This is a genomic window from Shewanella sp. 10B (assembly GCF_023475885.1).
GTDB lineage: Bacteria > Pseudomonadota > Gammaproteobacteria > Enterobacterales > Shewanellaceae > Shewanella > Shewanella mangrovisoli.
In genome coordinates this window covers 116,785-134,502 of record NZ_JAMDJO010000003.1, presented here as the reverse complement: position 1 = coordinate 134,502, position 17,718 = coordinate 116,785, and the positions used below count along the sequence as shown (strand labels likewise).

The following is a 17,718-nucleotide window of genomic DNA, read 5'->3' as shown; positions in this document are numbered from 1 at the left end:
TACTATTGAATGTAAGCGGTATTTAGGCGTGCTCAAACATCAGGAAGAGGTACACGATAAACAGCACTATATGGGTCGCCCCATGGAGTGCATTGGTTCGACCGCTGCTAAAACTGACTTTGCAGACCATTAAACTGGTGGCCAATAGCACCATATCCGCCGCAGATAGGCCTAGGTGGACTTCTTGGTCGATAAGAGATCCAATAATCAACACTGCGGGCACGGTAAGCGCAATAGTGGCGAGTACAGAACCAAAATAGAGATTCATCGCTCGCTGCAGTTGATTGTTGAGTGCAGCCTTAAAGCCACCCACGGCCTCTGGCGATAAGATCAAACAGGCGACAATAAAGCCACCCAGTGCTGGCGGCGCCCCGAGAGAGGCCACACTGTAATTAATTGGCATAGCAAGGGTTTTGGCGAGCAGAATCACCACCAGCAAATAACCAATCAACAGCACTGTGTGGTAGATATTGCTGCGCAGTATGCCATGATGCTCTTCGTGGTCCTCATGGTCGGCATCGACAAAAAAGTGGCTATGGCTCTTGGTCTGGATCACTAGAAAGATGCCATAGAGCAAAATCGAGATGATGATCAGCATCCAAGACATAGGCTTAGACATGCTGCCAATGGTGCCGCCCTCGGTAAAGTTAGGTAGCACTAAACAGAGCAGGGCGAGGGGAATAATCGCCACTAAATAGGATTTCACCCCATCTAAATTAAAGTGCTGGGTATGATAGCGCCAACCGCCAAGTAAGAGGGTGAAACCGACTAAGCCGTTGATAATTAACATTACCACGGCAAACATGGTATCCCTTGCCATCACGGGGTTTGGCTCGCCCGTTAACATCACCGAAGAAATCATCACGACTTCGAGCGAAATCACCGACAGGGTTAAAATCAAGGTGCCATAGGGGTCACCGAGCTTGATGGCAAGCGCGTCTGAGTGACGCACCACAGAGAAAATCGCCCAAGTCACTACTCCGAGCAGGGCGAGTGAAACGGGAATATAAGTTGAGAGTGCTGTGCCATCGGCCAGCAAGCTATCGCCACCCGTTTTAAAGAATACTAACGTGAGTATTCCGAGCAGCAGGGCAAATTCGTCTTTGATAAATGTCTTCATAGGCAGTTGATCCAAAGCGGAAAAAGGCCGTTAGTATAGACATTGGTTATGGCACATTTTGCATGAATAATCCTTTAGATTTGGGGTTAGGCATAAATTTTTGAGCGAGATCGCTTTTTTATTCCAAACCCCAGTTCTCGATTAATACCTTTGACTTAGCCGATGTTGTGTGCAGATTTAGACAAGCCGCATGCAGGCTAAAGCAATGTCTTAGCCATGGTGCTCGGTATTGATCAACTTGCCGAGCTGATCGTAATTATTCCAATCCCCGCTTGGCGATCGGCAATATAGCTACCCTCACTGCGTTTTTCGCCATTGGGCCAAAATTGTTGCCACAAACCTTCCTTACGATCCCGCAAAAAGCTTCCTTGTTCGGCGAGTTTGCCATTGGTGTGGTAATAGCTGGCATCACCTTCCTTCTGGCCTTTTAACCAAGTTTCAGTCAGTTTAGGTTTACCATTTTGGTGGTATTCCCGGCGCTCGCCGTCCAGCTCGCCTTTAGTGTATTGGGCTTCGAGCTTGAGCTGGCCATTGCTGTAATACTCTTTGCTGCTGCCCTGTTGTTGGTTATCTAAAAACTCGCTGCTGGCGGCTAAAATGCCATCCTCGTACCAGCTTTCCCACAGCCCCGTTTGCTTGCCTTTATCCATAGTACCGCTGAGTTTGAGCTGGCCATTGTTAGGATAATATTCGGCATAGGTGCCTGTTTTATCATTGTTATCATAGGTTTCTAAGCGATAAACCACTTGCTTAAAGCTGTAGTACTCGCTGGTGCCATGGCGCTTATTGTCCTTCCAATGGGTTTTCTGGCTGATATTGCCCTCGGGGATCGCGCCGTAGGTTGGATCTTTGGCTTCGTAGCGGTAATCAATCCAGAGACCGTTTTTTTGATTATCCTCATATTGGCCAGTGACGCGGCGTCGACCTTGGTAATACTCGGCATAGTCGCCATTGAGTTTGCCGTTAACAAAGGTCTGTTCTTTTTGTTTTTGCCCCTGCTGATACTGGATCCACAGTCCCTCTTTTACGCCGTTTTGATAATCCCCTTCCTCATTGAGATCGCCATTGTAATACCAGCGACTAAAGTGGCCATCGAGGGGATAGCTATTGCTGTTATCCGCTTTCGTGCGGGCGTAGTGGGCGAGTTCTCTTGGTTTGCCATTGTCGTAAAAGGATTCGTATTTACCGACCCACGCGCCTTCGATGCGCTCACCACGTTCATTCACCGAGCCATCCTCATAGTAGGACTCAGATCGGCCAGTGAGTTTGCCATCGACATACACATCTAAGCTGCGTAGTTGGCCATTGGTGTGGTAACGACGGAATTCTCCGTCTCTTTGGCCTAGCTTCCATACCTCAGCGGTTTGCAGTTTACCGCCGTTATAGCGCTCAAATAATCCATCCTTCAAGCCCATGTTGTAGCTGCTTTTTTCGATAAGGTTACCGTCCGCATCATAACGCTCAGAGGGGCCATGCAAGGGGTATTGACCATTATCGGCCAGTTGCGAGTCCTGATAGGTTCGCAGCTCTTTCAGTTGGCCGTTGGGATGGAAATACTTTTGCGTGCCAGCGAGCATATCCTGCTTGTAGTTCAAATCGCTGGTGAGTACACCCTCAAGGTTAAAGTATTGCTGGCGTCCCTCTAGTACATCGTTGAGGTATTGTTCCTCCACTTGGAGTTTGCCCAGTTCATTGAATTGTTGGCATTTACCGTGGCGAAGTCCCGCTTGATAGTGGCACAGGCTTGCCAGTTCGCCACTGGGATAAAAGGTGCGTTCTTCACCCTCGAGTTTATCGAGATTAAATTGGCTGGCACTGGCCTTAGTGCCATCGTCGAAAAAGGTTTCCCATAAACCTTGGCGGCGGCCGTCGGCATCGAAGCGGCCACTTACAACGACTTGGCCCTCGGCATTTTGCTCGAGATAGGGGCCAGAGAGTTGGTTATTAGCGTAGGTTTGGCTTTGGGAGAGGGTGCCGTTTTCATAAAAGCTTTCCCATTTACCGTGGCGAAGGTTATCGAGGTAGCTTTCTTGCGCCTGTAATTTGCCACTCGGGAAGAATCGTTTTACTTGGGACTTTTGGCCATTTTTATAGAGGGTGCTTTGGGTAACATTGCCCGTGGCGTTAAATTCCTTCCATTCGCCAACGGGGACTCCCTTGGCAAATTGCTGCTCCTCGGTCATGGCGCCATCTAAGTCGAACAGTCGCCAGGTGCCATCTTGGTAACCGAGTTGATAGTAACCTTCGACAATTCTGCTGTTATTACTATGAAAAACCTGCCATTTCCCATTCGGTATCCCCTGCGAAAATTGCCCTAAGGTATAACCTTGGTTATCGCGAACGATGGCGATATCACCATTTAAGGGCATGCCCGTGGCGAGATTGTAATAGCTGGGAATACCGTCCTGCTGGCGAATTTCGACCATCATGGAGGAGAGGTTTTGCGCCGCCTGTGCATGGACGCCGACTAGGCTGATCCCGGCAATGGCGAGGCTAATAAAGCGAAATGGCGAGTTGTACATGCTGATCCCTTGCTGTGGATCTTAGGGCCGCGCAATGGGCGGCCAGTATAAGAATCCTAATGTTTACACTATGTTGATGCTGTGCACTTTGGCCGAGTGCACGGCGAGTTAGTTTACGCGATTGGCGTTAAGCTAAACAGCTTAACGCCACCTGCTTTCGTTAATAAAAAGGAAACACGCTATCTTCAACGGGTAAGACGGGCGGCGGTGTTTCCTGATTTAAAAACTGGCCGTGATTGTAATGATTAATCACCTGTATCGAGCCATTATTCGATAACTGGTATTGCTTACCATGCAAGTTACCTTGGTCGTCATAGTTAGCAATTTCGAGCACATAATCCTCGACTGTACGCAGTTCCCAGTGGCCGACTTGTTTACCCTTGTCGAAGCGACCATGCCAAGAACGTCTTTCAGGATTCGGCCTTGGGCGATATTGGAATTCGTTATCGGTGAATACCCAATCGCCTTGGCGCAGTTCATTAAGGTATTCGCCTTTTTCATACACTTGGCCATTACTGGCGTAACGCTGGACTAAGCCATCGGGTTTGCCATGTTTAAAGTGCATGGATTCAAGCAACTGCCCTGAGTTGGTCTTGTTGAGGTATTCACCATGGAGCTCGCCATTATCATCGTGGCTATAGGTGATGGTGGCGTCGTCCTGATATTTCTTCCAAGTGCCTGCTTGTTTATCCTTGGCATACTGGCCTTGCTCTACCAGCTGACTTTTGCCCGTGGCAGGCTCTATTTTCACCGTCTCATAGGCGCCTTCACGCTTACCCGCCTGATAATATTCACGGGTGAGGGTGATGACATCGTTGTAGTCGAAGGATTTGATTTGTAAGCCATTCAATTGCTTATTGAGTAGCTCCTGACGCTCGATTAACAAGCCTTGTTTGAAGGTTTCAGAAAGCGACCAGTTTTTGAGTTTGTCCTCTTCTTGAGTCTCAATCAATTGGCCATCGCGATAGCGCTGCTGTTTGCGATAAACCCAGCGATTACCTTGGTATTTGCTGTCGGTAGTGCGTTTAATCTCACCCTTGTCATCGTATTCGATAGCCTGGATGACATCGCCCTTATCGTTGGTGACTTCCTTTAATTTGAGCTGGCCATTTTCAAAATAAGTGAGCTGCTCACCGACCTTATAATTCTGTTGATACTGAAAGTGCTGCTCTACCTTGCCATTGTCAAAATAGCTAAAGTAGTCGCCGTGTTTTTTATCCTTAAACCACTCTTGGGTGGAGATAACTTGTCCATTCAGCCCCCAAGTGGTCTCTGTGCCTTGCAGTAGGCCATCAACCTTATGCTCCTCACGGTTGAGTTTGCCTAGATTAAAATATTGGCTGACGCAGGTGGGGTCATGGCAGATTTTGGCGGTGACTTCACCTTCGGGACTAAAATTTTCGCTGATACCGACGGCTTGGCCATCTTTATAGGTGGTTTTGTTGCGGATATTGCCGCCATTCCAATAACTCGTTTCTTGGCCTTGTTTTACACCATTTTGATAGTGCGACTCAGTATATAACTGACCCGTGGCAATGTACTTTTTGATGACGCCATCGAGCTGACCTTGCGCGTTACGAAAGCCCTGTTCGTAGGGGGTTCCATCGTCGAAGTGACATTGATAAGGCCCGCGAAATTGCTCGCTAGTGAGTGCCTTACCAATATTTTTATCGGCGATGGCCGTTGAGCAGAAAAGCCTATTCTTCTCTTTGTAGTAAACCTCGATCTTGTAGTAACCATCAGTCTGATCAACGGGTTGTTCAAAATAGTACAGAGCTTTTTTCTCATCCTTGATGACATTCCAATTGGCATCGAGTAATACCTTTTCCGCATTGGCATGGGTACTGATGAGGGCGAGCGCTCCTAGGAGCAGTTTTACAGTAAATGGACGCATAACCGCTCCTTAAGGCAAAGGTTTAAAGGTGAATTCATAGGGAATATCGACGGCTTCTTGGGAGATAGTCATATAACTCACCTTAGCGGCGGCGCCTGTGACACTCAAATAGCGGCCATCTAACAGCACCTCATCAATCCTATACTCAGTCTCTTCGGGCAAACGAATCGTTAGTGGCTTGCCTTGAGCATTCTCGACTCTGATGTAATTGGGTAAATCTTTACTCGGCTCCTTGCCATAACCCGTATCGGTCAGCCAGGTTTGCAAATCGATTAACCAAGGGCGCTCGGTGACAGATTGCGGCAAGGTTTGCCAGTGGATATCGCCTTTGCAATGGATAGTGCCTTGAATGCGCTTATCGTAGAAGTACTGGCGCACGCGGTCGGGTGTCATCAAATGGTAAGCCGCGCCTTCGGGCCCATTGGGCACAAACTGCCAAGCCACAGTCTGTGTGCCTTCATTAAAGCCTTGTGCTATTTCGGGCTTACAGGCCGTCGCTAACGCGGCAGACATGGGGATATATAAGTTGTGACCGTTTTCAGTTGCCGTTTTTATATCTTTCACCGCACTGATTTCTGGCTTGGACGAGACCAGCTTATCCGAGAAGGAGTCGCCCATGCTGACGCTGCCAAACTCGCTCAGGGGATTGGCAAGATTTTGGTTGTACTCGGCTTCGGGAACAAAACGGATCTGCTTGCTTTGGCTGAGCTCAGGTTGGGGTTGACTCGTTACTAGCACTAGGCTTTTTGGGATTTCGTCTAACTTAAGTAGCAGTGCGTTGGTGGTCAGCGGATGGCTATCATTGGCACTGGTCAATTCCGTTAGCAGTTCTTTATCGGTCAGGGTGAGCCACTTAGGATATTCTGATTCGGGGCTGGCATAGGCCATTTTGCCTGTTAACTGCTGAAGACCGAGGTGGATCTTGTGGCTGTCGCTCTGCTTGATGACTACTTTAAATAGCTTAGCGCCCGCATCGATTGGCTGGATCGTGAGGCTGGCATCACCAAAGGTATAGGGCGTAGCGAGCAGTTCGTCCCAGGATTTATCGATGATGCTATTCGCCTCGGGAACTAAGGTGAGCTTAGCGTTGATATAACTTATCCGCTTGAGTTTATCGGCGGTGTTATCCCAACCCGTGGCGATAATGTTGGTCGACGACTCAATGTTGCGGCTGAAATTGACCGCCGCCCCCGTGCTGTGTTGCCAGAAGTTGAGATCTAACGCTTTTCCGCTCTCATCAAAGGCGGTGATGTCCTCATAGCGCATATTACCGACCACATATTGCGGACTCATGGCATGCACAAAGCGCAGTTGGATCTCCTCGGGAGTATCGCTGCCCCAGTCGCCAATATTATCAATAATCCCTTGGTGATCAGCTAATAAGGATTGGATAAATGCCTTGTCGATAGGCTTGTATTCCCGCGGCACATCGCTGATGGGATAAAGCTCTTTTTGTTTATCATCGATATCCCGCTCGGCATCGTAGTTGTCATCGGCATACCAAAGCAGGCTCATCACATCTGGGCGATCCTTAGGCGCCATAACGATGCGCTGGATAAAGGTTCTTCCCCGCTGTTCATCCTGTTTAAATAGCGCCATGCTCTCTAACCAACCGGTTTTACGGTTAAGCTCGAACTTGCCGTAGACCTTAAGGTTAATGTTTTCGCCCTGTTGCTGTTTATTCTGTAACACCGCCAGCAATCTATTGTCGCTGACTTGCTCAACCGTCCAGATTAACCGCTCATCCATGGGGGCGCTAACGCTATAACCCACGCGGGGCTCAAGCTGCACGGGCAGGGTAGGCGATTGCTCAAATAGGGACTTAAGGCTCGTCCAGCGGTTAAATAGCTCGGCGATATCCTTCTGATTTATCTGGGTAACGGGCGTGAGCCGATTGTTGTCACCATTTTTCAGCTCGAGATTAAAGCCCGCTTGAATGATGGAGGTGAGCTCTTTGCCACTGTTTTTTGGATCGATATTGCTGATGGGGATAGGCAGGCCGCGATCGCTTAATTGCATCAGGCTCGGCTGAACGAAGAAGTGGGCATCATTGGTCAATGGGGTGGTTAAGCTGGTCGCTTTACCCTGAGCGTCCTGCAACTGGTAATTCAGTAGCACGCGACCCTGCATGTTCTTTTGGGTTTCAATACCATCATTAATGCTGAGGGTCGAAATCACCTGATATTCACGTGCGCTGGGAATGCCCCCCGATTTATTAGAGCCTGCGCTATCGCACGCCGTTAACCCAACCGTGAGCGTAAGAGTGGTACAAATTACCCTGCATATCCCTATAGCCATCTGAACTCCATTGGCAACTTATGTTATTGAAATGTAAATCTATTAATCCGAAAATTGGCGACATTATACACAAAAAAGCCCCTAGGGAATAAAAAGCTCATGCCAATCAGGGGGCAAGATCAGTCGTAAGTTTGCATGATAAATATCGGCCTAAGGCGAGAAAGCCGATTGCCCTAATCAGGCTTCATCCTTTACTCTTGTTAACGCCGCTAGATAACTCACAAGCTAGGGAAGATAAACCTGTGGTAGCTTGTTCAATGGAGAAAGAACGATGAGCCCACAACCCAAGTCCGACAATAACGCGCCAGCTGCCCAGCCTATCCCGCAGGAGGCCTTTGATTGGTACGATGAATATGCCCACGGCATCATCGACCGCCGCGAGTTTATGGCTCGCCTCGCAGGCCTAGTGGCACTGGGCTTTACCATGACAACGCTCACTGGCGCACTCATGCCCAACTATGCCTTAGCCGAGCAAGTCTCCTTTAACGATCCCAGCATTCAAGGCAGTTATGTGAAGTTTCCTTCCCCCGAGGGCTATGGTGAAGGTCGCGGTTATTTAGTGATGCCGACATCTATGCTGATTCCCGGTAAAGAGGCGGGCGATCCTAAGACCTTGGATCCCATCAAAAAAGCCGCTGTTGTATTAGTGGTGCATGAAAACCGTGGCCTGAATCCCTATATCGAAGATGTTGCTCGCCGCTTAGCGGCCAAAGGCTATATAGCTTTTGCCCCCGATGCGCTTTATAGCCTCGGTGGTTATCCAGGTAATGACGATGCGGGGCGTGCCATGCAAGCCAGTCTCGACAGAGCCAAAATCGAGCAGGACTTTATCGCCGCCGCGCGCTTTTTAAAGGCCCACCCCCAGAGTAATGGCAAACTCGGCGCCGTCGGTTTCTGCTTTGGCGGCTACATAGTCAATATGCTGGCCGCCAGCATTCCCGATGAGCTAGCTGCAGGCGTGCCTTTTTATGGCACGCCTGCAGCCACAGAGCTACGCAGCCGAGTTAAAGGCCCGCTGATGTTGCAATTTGCCGCTTTAGATCAACGGATTAACGACACTTGGGCCGAGTACGAAACCCAATTAAAGGCTAACAAGGCCGAGTATATTGCCTACCTCTATCCCAATGTGAATCATGGTTTTCATAATGATTCCACCGCCCGTTATGATGAGCCAACCGCCGAGCTTGCATGGGCAAGAACCTTGGATTTCTTTGGGAAGCATCTACAAGGTTAGGGATTGCCGAATTGCAAAAGGGAATTTTGGGATGTGGGGACACATTTGCTGCGGCCTATCGGCCGAGATAAATCAAAGTCGTGGGGATTCACCCCACACTAGATCATATTGCTGTTATCTGTTTATTGCGGCCTGACGGCCGAGGTGAATCAAAGTCGTGGGGCTTCACCCCACACCCGACCAAGGAGGACTGCTCGTCCTATCCTCCTTGGATGCTCCAAGACGCCCCTAACGGAGTTGAAAGCCCCTTGTGCTCATTGCCAAATTTGCTATCGCTTCCGAAGGATGCGTCCCTGCACCTGCGAAAGCTAGCTCGCCATCCATGGCGAGACTCACGCAATTTGTCTATTCGCCCTGCGGCAACTCCGAGGGGATGGTGAACTCTGTAGCTACTCTGTACTCTGTTTATCCAAAAAGTTCTGCCAGCCCAATCAGTAAAATTCTAACGCCGCCAGCACGCGCACATCTGTTCGACGTCGCTTGTCTAGCTTGATTAATATCCCGCTTTTATCAAATGTCTCTTAAAGATATTAGGTAGCCTGTCTTTGTTTATGACAGCAAGTGCTTTTTCAGCAGAAACGTCGATGTTCTTAACCTTGCTGGAAATCGAAAGTGCTACTGATCTATTAATTCCACAACTCATAAGCTCCAAAACAACAGGGTCATAACTACCCATTTCAAGCATTGATGGAAGATTTAGGATGTAAGCATTCTCTTCAACATTCTCTTCACTCAAGAAGTACGAGAGCATGTCAGACCATAGCATAAGGTACTTAACTGCTATAAAAGTTAAGTTTTTGCTTATATGGGTGGTTATTCTCCGTGCGGCTTTATCAACCGCGTCTTCATCACTATTATTTTCGCCAATTACATCAAGAATAAAAAATTTATGTTTCTTACCAGACATCCAGCGATGCGCGTCTCTTACAAGACGACCAATATTTATATAATCATCGATGGAGTAACTGCTGCTATTCAGCTCGAATTCGATATTAAATATATCATTTAGCCTTCTGAACACACTCAACAGTTGGTTGTAGTAGCTTATTTCTGAAAATGGTCCGATTTCAGTGTCAATACCACCTTTACTCATTGGCTTTCTACTAATTAACCAATTTGAAATACCTTCGGTCTCTATGGCTATGAAAAGTTTATTCTGTAGAATCGGATCAATAAATGGATTCTTGGCTATGAGTTCCTGTGGTATCGACATTTCGCTATACATAGACTCTAGTTTACTTGAGAAGTCTTTGACTATTTCAGTTGCAATCCCAGAGTTCAAAAGGATTCTGTCAAAGTGATTTCTGTCCGTTTTGAAAACTGACCTTAAGTAAGATAAATTTCCATAGAAATTTTTATCTCCGGTAATTTCACGAATCTCCTCACTAGACATATCTGCAATTAGGGATAAATAATGTTCATTCTTCCTCAAAAAAAGGTTTGATGATGTGTCAACTGTTTTATTTACATCTGTTTCGAGTCGCTTACTCCCCCATTCATCATCAACAACATCTATACAATAAATTTCACCATAAAGCTTAGTGTTTGCTCTTCCTGCACGACCAAGAAGATTAAGGAAGTCAAAGTCTGCCATTTCTGATTTATCAACTTTTGGACTTATTACTATTAGCCTATCTGCTGGTAGATTCACACCTTGTAATAAGGTAGATGTACAAACAATATTTTTAATAATTGATTCTGAAAAAAGTTCCTCTACTTCTTGCCTAGCAATATCTGGTAGACCTGCATGGTGATATGCAACCCCTAACCTCAAAGCTCGTATAAGAGAGTAATCAGGGTGAACTTCTTCCTCAAGGAAGTCGATAAGATCTTTAATCCTAGAGTCAGCTGCTTCAATAATCTTTGGGTTCTTTGATGCTATCACAGGAGCAATTTTACTTGCCCATTTTTCTGCACTACTTTTTGTTGGAGCATAATAGATATTGTGCTCTTCTGGAGAGAACATATCAGCGATAACTTCCAATGCTTCGCCTTTATTCCCCTTAATTTTTGAGTACAGAGACTTTTTAAGCTTTATCTCGCCAGAAATAATTCTTTGAGTAGGGCTAGAAATCCTGTACTGAGCGATCTTTTTGCTCGGATAGAAGGTAAGTGCAGAGCGAACCTGAAACACAGGAGAAGATAATGTTTGATGATCGATAATAGAAATATTGCATATCTTTTTTATGCTGTCCGAGAGTGAGCTGATGAACGGGCCTGCAACGACTAACTGAGTAGAAGACCACGTTGATATTACTCGATACAAAATATTCTCAAATATGACACCTCTAGAACCTGATTCAATATTGTGCACTTCATCCATGAATATGAGTTTTGGTGGAGATGCATTTTCATGTTGGAGAAGTTTTAAACACCTCTCTGGTGTCAATACATAAATAGTTGCCAAATCATCTTCTTCGTTCGCTATGTAGGTGGTATATACGTGTGCATTTTCATGAAACTGACTTTTCAGTTCATTGCTTACTTGGTTTATTAACGCTTTTGTAGGTACTATGAAAATTATATTCTTTGCCCCTTCTTTAACCAGCTCAATAATATATTTTTTAATAATAAATGACTTTCCTGCGGATGTCGGTGCTGAAATAGCCACGTTTTCACCTGAATTTAAATGCTCCCAGAGCTTTTTTTGAAATTCAGTGAAAAAAATCTTTGTCTTATCGGAAAATTCGTGCTCTAAAAGTGCTCGGTGCGCGGCAAGTTCAAAATTTAGAAGCGTACCGTAGTCTTTAAGAATATTATCTTTCTGGAAGAGCTTTGGTATATGGCTGCTGGTTATCAGATTTCCCGTTCTTGATTGGAGGATATAGCAAGCACGTTTGTATATCTCGTTCTCTTTATCTGTTAGATGAAGCAGTGCACCAAACGCATTTGCCATGTTGCGCTCTTTATCATTATCGCTCAAGGCTGCTATCGAAGCGAGCCAAGTGGCTTTCTTGATTTCATCGTTGTGAAGGTCAATTTTTACGCTGTCTGTTATTTTGTCCTCGAGAAACAACTTTTCCAATAACTTATCAAACACTCTAATAAAGTCTTCATGGTTTACGGCTTGGGAATATATCTTCATCGTATTATCTACTTTTTAGGTGCTACATAATCTACACCGTGGATATCACTGTAGAGCGAGTATTTGAATTTTGATACGTTAGTAAGTGGTATAAGAAATACGTCAATATAGACTTTCTTAAGCTCTGAGTACTTATCTAGCTTTTCTCCTAAAAGTTTTTGTATTTCTTTTGACCTTTCTGTAAGCCACTCGCTAAACATCTGTTCGGCGTCTTCTTTGTTTTTTGCATTTTCTTCTATCGTACTGATCTTACTTGATTCGAAAACAAGTAGAACTGGATGCGCTTTAACACAATTTTTGTACTGCTCAGTTCCAGGAGTGAATGCATGATATAGGCTTTCAGCGTCCTCTAATGAGGAGAAATTATCTGAAATATTTGACCGGGCGATAAACATTTCATGCCCTAACTGACCTGAGCTATAGCTGTCATAAAATCTATTCAATGAATCTAGTGCATCTTCCATTGCCCCAGCTGCTCCTTGATGGATTTTGGACTCTCCAATCAAAATAGCTAGTTCATCTTTGTAATTTCCAAAGAAAACTCCATCTCCACCTTTGACCTGATCGTTAGTATTAGTGAGAAGAGATAGTTTGTGGCTCACCAGAGGTGTATTTAGAAATTTTTCTGTAAGGAGATATAGGAGAAGCTCCCCATACTTTCCATCCATATCAGGGTTTGTCTTACCAAAAAACTTCATTGCTTTTTGGAGTGGTGCTTTTCCTTCTTTACGGAAACTTGCTAACTGTTTTTCATCGAATACATAGTGTTCAATTGATGCTGCCATGGATTCAGTTAAAGTCTGGACCTCTTGTTGAGTGCCAGAAAAATCTAGAGAGAAGAATCGACAGATAGTTTTTTATCTTCAAGAATAGAGTGAACAGTGAAATGATCATCAATCCATGAATGCTTGCCAGCAACTAGGCTTGGCCAATCAATAGCTTTTAATTTTTCCATATTAATCACTTCAAATATTTGTATCGTGCGCATGTGCATAATCTTAACGCCTATCAATTGGCAAAATTACTCACAACCCACAGATTTAAAATTTGATTTACACAATAACAAAAATCATTCTGTGTAGAAAGCGAGCAACTGCATGATTTCTGCATGTTTTATTTTGCACATTGTTCGTAATCAATCGGATATTAAGACTAGAAAAAAAATTGAATTGGAGGAAGTTTTTAGACCAGCAGTATCTTTTGAGATTCATAACGAACACCGAGCCTCCAGAAGGTCACCTCCTTTGCGAAGTTGCTGAAGTGCATTGAAGAAAATCACGTGACGCAGACAGGACGTCTGCGCAGCATCGGGGAAGGGGCGAATGAAAATCGGTGATTTTCGAATAAGTGCGAAATAAGTCTTTTATATGATGATTTTTTCTGAATTAGCCCATGCAATTTCTGCAGAGCCTAATGGGTACACCAGATAGGGCACTGTTGCACCAGTGACCTTCTAAAACATGGATGTTTTAGTAGAGCCTACAGGGATGTATTTACGGCGTGTCACCGGGGTAACAGTGCGAAAGCCTGCGGCAGGCAATGAGTTGCCCCATTACTTTACAGCGATATGGTTGCTAGTTCGCAATGCAAAACGAACCAGCAACATCGGGTGTGGGGTGAAGCCCCACGACGTTGACCTTGACTTTGATTTTCGAAATCTCAAATTGAAACTTCAAAATTAAACCAAAAAAATTAAGGGGCTAGGATTTAGCCCCTTATTTTATCTATTTACTGAGTTCACCTAAGACAACTCACAGAGTAAACATGATTACTCTGGATCACTCCCTATTCAGGGTCATAGTCAAGCACTGGCGCTAGCCACTTTTCCGTTTCGGCGACTGTCATCCCCTTACGCTTAGCGTAATCTTCTACCTGATCGCGGCCAATATTGGTCACGCCAAAGTAGCGGGATTTCGGGTGGGCAAAATACCAGCCGGATACCGCGGCGGTGGGGAACATGGCGTAGCTTTCGGTAATGTTTAAGCCAATGGTTTCATTCGGCTTTAACAGTTCCCACAGCAGGCCTTTTTCGGTGTGATCTGGACACGCTGGGTAACCCGGTGCGGGGCGGATCCCTTTGTATTTCTCACGAATTAAGGCTTCGTTATCGAGCTGCTCATCGGCGGCATAACCCCAGAATTCCTTACGCACGCGCTCGTGCATCCGCTCGGCAAAGGCTTCGGCTAAACGGTCGGCTAAACACTTGAGCATAATGGCGTTGTAGTCATCGTGGTTCGCCTCAAAGCGGGCGATATGCTCATCGATACCATGACCTGCGGTCACCGCAAAGCCGCCCATATAGTCGGCTACGCCGCTGTCTTTTGGCGCTACAAAGTCGGCCAGACAGAAGTTATCGTTACCCACACGCTCAAGCTGCATCCGCAGGTGATGGGTGGTCATTTCGACTTCGGTGCGAGTCTCGTCGGTATAGAGCTCAATATCATCGAAGCCGACGGTATTGGCGGGGAATAGCCCAATCACGCCCTTGGCGGTGAGCCATTTTTCATCGATGATTTTTTTAAGCATCGCCTGACCATCGGCGAACAGTTTCTGTGCCTCAACCCCCACTACTTTGTCGGTTAAGATCTCGGGGTAATGGCCGTGCAGCTCCCATGCGCGGAAGAAGGGCGTCCAGTCGATACGGTCGACTAAGTCGGTTAATGGATAGTCTTCAAACACTTGGCGACCCAGCACATTGGGTTTGAACGGGGTGTAGTTTGCCCAGTCGTGCTGACAGCGGTTTTCGCGGGCAGCCTCTAGCGAGACGATTTCCTTACGCTTGGTTTGCGATAAACGCTTAATGCGCATCTCTTCGTATTCGGCGTAGGTCTCATCAATAGTCGCTTGGCGAGTTTCGTTGCTGACTAGCTTGCTGACCATAGGCACGGCGCGCGAGGCGTCGGCAATGTAAATCGCGCCATGGGGATAATGGGGGGCAATTTTCACCGCAGTATGGATTTTCGAGCAGGTAGCGCCGCCGATAATCGCTGGAATGGTAAGGCCTTCACGGTGGAAGGTTTTCACATTATGCACCATCTCATCGAGACTTGGGGTGATAAGCCCGGACATACCGATAATATCGATATTGTGCTCTTTCACTGCCTCGAGAATGCGTTCCACCGACACCATCACGCCTAAGTCGAACACCTCAAAACCGTTACAGGCGAGCACTACGCCGACAATATTCTTGCCGATATCGTGCACGTCGCCCTTAACCGTGACCATCAAAATTCTGCCGTTAGATTGGCCTTCGACTTTCTCTTGCTCGATAAAGGGGTTGAGGTAGGCCACGGCCTTTTTCATCACCCGCGCCGACTTCACCACCTGTGGCAGGAACATTTTGCCCGAGCCAAACAGGTCGCCGACGATATTCATCCCATCCATCAGCGGGCCTTCAATCACATCAAGTGGTCGTGAGGCTGCTTGGCGAGCCGCTTCGGTATCTTCATCGATAAATTCGGTGATACCTTTGACCAGCGCATGGGCGAGACGTTGATTCACCGGCCATGAGCGCCATTCTAAATCTTCTTTTTTAGCACTACTTGAGCCATCGCCACGGAATTTTTCTGCAATCTCAAGCAATTGCTCGGTATTGTTTGAGTCTTCAACTGGGCAAGGCAGGTTGAGCACGACGTTCTCGACCTTATCCTTAAGTTCGGGATCGATATCATCGTAAATCGCTAATTGGCCCGCGTTGACGATACCCATGTCCATGCCGACTTTAATTGCGTGGTATAGGAATACCGCATGAATCGCCTCACGCACTGGGTTGTTACCGCGGAAGGAGAACGACACGTTCGACACACCGCCCGAAATCATCGCGTGGGGCAGGGTGGCCTTAATCTCTTTAATGGCTTCAATAAAATCGACGGCATAGTTATCGTGCTCATCGATACCCGTGGCAATGGCGAAGATATTAGGGTCGAAGATAATGTCTTCGGGCGGAAAGCCGACCTTATCGACCAGCACGCGATACGCGCGGGTACAGATCTCGACTTTGCGCGCCTTAGTGTCGGCCTGACCTTGCTCGTCGAACGCCATAATAATCGCCGCGGCGCCGTAGCGTTTCACTAGGGTTGCCTGCTCGATAAACTTCTCTTCGCCTTCCTTCAAGGAGATAGAGTTGACGATTCCCTTGCCTTGAATACATTTGAGGCCCGCTTCAATCACCTCCCACTTTGAGGAGTCGATCATAATCGGCACACGGCTGATATCCGGCTCAGAGGCGATAAGATTTAAGAACTTATGCATTACCTCGACGCCATCGAGCATGCCTTCGTCCATGTTGATGTCGATGATCTGCGCGCCGCTTTCTACCTGTTCACGGGCAACATCAAGCGCCTGCTCGAACTTACCTTCTTTGATCAGTTTTAAAAACTTGGCCGAGCCAGTGACGTTGGTACGTTCACCCACGTTCACAAACAGGGTTTGGGCGTCGATAGTGAGCGGTTCCAAACCAGAGAGACGGCAGGCGACGGGGATCTCGGGCAGTACCCGTGGCGCAAACGGTTCTACGGCTTCGCGAATAACCTTAATATGCTCGGGCGTGCTACCACAGCAGCCGCCGATAATGTTGAGCATGCCTTCACGGGCCCATTCTTGGATAACGCTCGCCATATCTTCTGGGGTTTCATCGTAACCGCCAAACTCGTTTGGCAGACCCGCGTTAGGGTGCGCCGAGACATAACACTCGGCGATGCGCGACAGTTCTTCGACGTAGGGGCGCAGCTCCTTAGGGCCGAGGGCGCAGTTAAGGCCGATGGATAAGGGCTTGATATGGCGAAGGGAGTTATAAAAGGCTTCGGTGGTTTGTCCGGTCAGGGTTCGGCCCGAGGCATCGGTAATAGTGCCTGAGATCATAACCGGCAAACGCGCGGGTGAATTTGGCCCAAAGAGTTCATCGAACACGGTTTCGATGGCAAATAAGGCGGCCTTAGCATTTAAGGTATCGAAGATGGTCTCGACCATAATGATATCGGCGCCGCCCTCAATTAAGGCGCGGGTCGATTCGCAGTAAGCGGTCACTAACTCATCAAAGTGGATATTGCGAAAACCAGGATCGTTAACATCGGGGCTGATAGAGCAGGTACGGTTAGTGGGCCCTAACACACCGGCGACATAACGTGGCTTACCCGTGGCCTGCTCGATTTCATCACAGGCCTCACGGGCGAGGCGCGCACCTTCGCGGTTAATCTCGGCGGACAGCGACTGCATATCGTAGTCGGCCATGGCGATAGTAGTGGCGTTGAAGGTGTTGGTTTCAATAATATCGGCACCAGCTTTTAGGTAGTCGATGTGAATTTGTTTGATGATGTGTGGCTGCGTGAGTACTAAAAGATCGTTATTGCCCTTAACGTCGGTATGCCAATCCTTGAAGCGCTCGCCACGGTAATCCTCTTCCTCAAGCTTGTAGCCTTGGATCATAGTGCCCATGGCGCCGTCTAAAATCAGAATGCGCTTTGACAACTGCTTGCGAATGTCTGCCAGTGTTTGGCTGGCTCGATGGAGAAATATCGCCATAAATGATTACCTTTACTACAGCTAAGTTGAGTCCAAAGTACGCAA

8 protein-coding genes and 1 pseudogene are annotated in these 17,718 nt (G+C 47.1%); 1 reads left to right on the top strand and 8 read right to left on the bottom strand.

Translation table 11 applies throughout. The annotated features are described in order from the left end of the window. Positions 1-22: 22 nt before the first annotated feature. The 4 genes and pseudogenes from M0415_RS12945 to M0415_RS12930 form a co-directional block, all read right to left on the bottom strand. A complete protein-coding gene (locus tag M0415_RS12945; RefSeq protein ID WP_220053753.1) occupies positions 23-1,120 on the bottom strand; it encodes a calcium:cation antiporter in 1,098 nt (365 codons plus the stop codon). Between the two features lie 210 nt (positions 1,121-1,330). Beyond that, positions 1,331-3,642: pseudogene (locus M0415_RS12940) on the bottom strand (toxin-antitoxin system YwqK family antitoxin). A gap of 160 nt (positions 3,643-3,802) precedes the next feature. Next, positions 3,803-5,536, bottom strand: a complete 1,734-nt coding sequence (locus tag M0415_RS12935; protein WP_249556122.1) for a toxin-antitoxin system YwqK family antitoxin — start codon at positions 5,534-5,536, stop codon at positions 3,803-3,805. A gap of 9 nt (positions 5,537-5,545) precedes the next feature. Then, on the bottom strand, positions 5,546-7,834 hold the full coding sequence (locus tag M0415_RS12930; RefSeq protein ID WP_249556121.1) for a hypothetical protein: 2,289 nt from the start codon (positions 7,832-7,834) through the stop codon (positions 5,546-5,548). Positions 7,835-8,105: 271 nt separating this feature from the next. On the opposite strand from M0415_RS12930, the gene M0415_RS12925 reads away from it, so the two are divergent. Beyond that, positions 8,106-9,068, top strand: coding sequence for a dienelactone hydrolase family protein (locus M0415_RS12925; RefSeq protein WP_249556120.1), 963 nt, complete (start codon positions 8,106-8,108; stop codon positions 9,066-9,068). Between the two features lie 493 nt (positions 9,069-9,561). Here the strand turns inward: M0415_RS12925 and M0415_RS12920 are convergent, their stop codons facing one another. From M0415_RS12920 to metH, 4 genes are all read right to left on the bottom strand, one after another. Beyond that, entirely contained in the window at positions 9,562-12,153 is a 2,592-nt protein-coding gene (locus M0415_RS12920; protein WP_249556119.1) for a DEAD/DEAH box helicase, read from the bottom strand. An 8-nt stretch (positions 12,154-12,161) separates the two neighbouring features. Beyond that, positions 12,162-13,004 carry a HamA C-terminal domain-containing protein gene (locus M0415_RS12915; RefSeq protein WP_502957206.1) on the bottom strand — a complete coding sequence of 281 codons (843 nt, stop codon included), beginning with the start codon at positions 13,002-13,004 and terminating at the stop codon, positions 12,162-12,164. Continuing rightward, positions 12,983-13,141 carry a hypothetical protein gene (locus tag M0415_RS12910; RefSeq protein ID WP_249556117.1) on the bottom strand — a complete coding sequence of 53 codons (159 nt, stop codon included), beginning with the start codon at positions 13,139-13,141 and terminating at the stop codon, positions 12,983-12,985. Before M0415_RS12910 ends, M0415_RS12915 begins: the two co-directional genes overlap by 22 nt. Before the next feature lie 797 nt (positions 13,142-13,938). Then, the gene (metH, locus tag M0415_RS12905) at positions 13,939-17,673 is read right to left on the bottom strand and encodes a methionine synthase (RefSeq protein ID WP_249556116.1); all 3,735 of its coding nucleotides are present in this window, start codon (positions 17,671-17,673) and stop codon (positions 13,939-13,941) included. Positions 17,674-17,718: the final 45 nt, after the last annotated feature.